The sequence below is a fragment of the Pseudomonas sp. R25(2017) genome (assembly GCF_002112565.1).
Lineage (GTDB): Bacteria > Pseudomonadota > Gammaproteobacteria > Pseudomonadales > Pseudomonadaceae > Aquipseudomonas > Aquipseudomonas ekonensis.
The window spans coordinates 1-1,181 of record NZ_NEHZ01000050.1 but is presented as its reverse complement, the minus strand read 5'-3'; the positions used below and the strand labels follow the sequence as shown (position 1 = coordinate 1,181).

Below are 1,181 nucleotides of genomic sequence, written 5' to 3'. Positions count from 1 at the left end.
AGCTTGTATGTTTAGACTTGAAGGGGTGGGCGGGACTAAAAGCAAGAATCCGACTCTAGCCAGTACGGACCGTGGGAGACTTCTCGTCCCGCCCTTTCTACCTGAAGCGCCGATAAGGAATGCATCGGATCGTCCGACGATAGAGGCAAGCCAGCGCTACGGTAGACCCCATCAAGCACTTAAACCCTAGCTCCGAGGATTCGTCATGACAATCCTTAATGCGCCAACGGTCGTGGGCATCGATGTGGCCAAGGCCGAGATCGTCGCCTACCGCGAAGACGTCCAGCTCACCCAAGCCATCGGCAACAACCGCGAATCCATCGGACGCTGGCTCAAAACGTTGCCGGCCCAGAGCGCCATAGCCCTGGAGGCCACCAGCCACTACCACCTGGACACCGCCGAACTGGCCTTTGGAATGGGGCATCGGGTGTACGTCGTGGATCCCTATCGGGTGAGCCACTACCGCGAAAGCGTCGGCTTGAGGGCAAAGACCGACCCCTGCGACGCACGCCTGCTGGCACGCTACCTGGCCAGCGAGCAGCAGCATCTGCGGGCCTGGAGCCCGCCTCCGCGGTTCTACGGCGTGCTGAAAAGCCTGCTCAGGAAGCGTGCTGAGCTGATCAAGACCCACGCTGCCGTCATGCTGAGCTGGTCTGGCGAGCCTCTTCTGAAAGACCTCATGGCCCAGCAGATGGAGCACTTCAAGCGGGTCGACCAAACCCTGCAGAAGCTGCTGCGAGAAACCGCGCAAGAAGCCGGCATCACCGAGAACATCAGGCGCTGCAAGGCGATCGAGGGTATTGGCGACCTGACCGCTACCGGGTTGGCGACCACGTTCATGCGTGGCGACTTCGCCAGCGCCGATGCGTTCATCGCCTTCTTGGGGATGGACTTGAGGCCGAAGGACTCCGGGAAGAAGCACGGCTGCCGTCGCCTGAGCAAAAAAGGGGACGGGGAAATGCGGCGGCTTGCGCACAATGCAGCAATGGCCGCGTGCCGAAGCCCGGTCTGGAAGCCCTACTATGAGTCGTACCTGGCAAGAGGCCTGGCCAAGACCCAGGCCTTGGTGATCCTCGCCCGCAAGCTGTGCCGGGTGGCATTCGCCCTCATGAAAAGCGAGAGCGAATACCAACCGAACTTGAGGCTGCAGGGTTCCCTTGCAACATAGAATCTCCCACAGG

General features: G+C 61.0%; 1 protein-coding gene. It reads left to right on the top strand.

Going from position 1 to position 1,181, the window contains the following annotated elements; genetic code table 11:
• Window positions 1-205: 205 nt before the first annotated feature.
• Entirely contained in the window at window positions 206-1,168 is a 963-nt protein-coding gene (locus tag CAG31_RS27980) for a transposase (protein ID WP_085586971.1), read from the top strand.
• The last annotated feature ends 13 nt before the right edge of the window (window positions 1,169-1,181 follow it).